Source organism: Neoroseomonas rubea, assembly GCF_016106015.1.
Classification (GTDB): Bacteria; Pseudomonadota; Alphaproteobacteria; order Acetobacterales; family Acetobacteraceae; genus Neoroseomonas; species Neoroseomonas rubea.
This window is the reverse complement of record NZ_JACADQ010000769.1, coordinates 1-518: the sequence shown is the minus strand read 5'-3', so window position 1 is coordinate 518 and position 518 is coordinate 1. Positions and strand designations below refer to the sequence as shown.

Here is a 518-nt window from a genome sequence, read left to right as displayed (position 1 = left end):
GATGCCCGATGCTGCCATGCACGGAATAGACGATGGTCTGGCCGTGCGTGCGCAGGTCGTTCTCGTCGCCATACAGGTCGGTGATCCAGGACAGCGCCTGGGCGGGCGGCGTGATGTCGTCGCCTTCGGAGCAGAAGACGATGATCGGCGACTGGATCGCGCGCATGTCCACGCGCGTGCCGTCGGAGAAGATCAGCTCCCCCGTCGCCAGCCGGTTGCCGACGAAGAGCTGGTCGACGATGAACTGCATCTCCTCGGCGTTCAGGCGGACATGCCCGCCCCACCATTGCTCGAAGCCGAGGTAGCGGTCCGCGGCGCGATCGACATCGGCCCAGACCTCGTACTGCTTGGTCCAGTAGGTGTTGGCGGGGTTGCCGCTCTCGAAGTTCGACACGAGCCAGGCGCCGTCGAACTTGCCGCCGCCGAGGTCGCCCGTCATGGCGGTGAGCCAGGATCCGCCCAGCAGGCCCCCAAGGTAGCGCATCGGCGCCTTGCCCTCGGTGCCCGCCCAGGTCGAG

Annotated in this window: 1 protein-coding gene; it reads right to left on the bottom strand. The window is 67.4% G+C overall.

Annotated features, from left to right (window positions below; all coding sequences use genetic code 11):
- Positions 1–518: DUF3141 domain-containing protein (locus HW577_RS26320; protein WP_198379003.1), on the bottom strand; the 518-nt coding region annotated here is incomplete at both ends.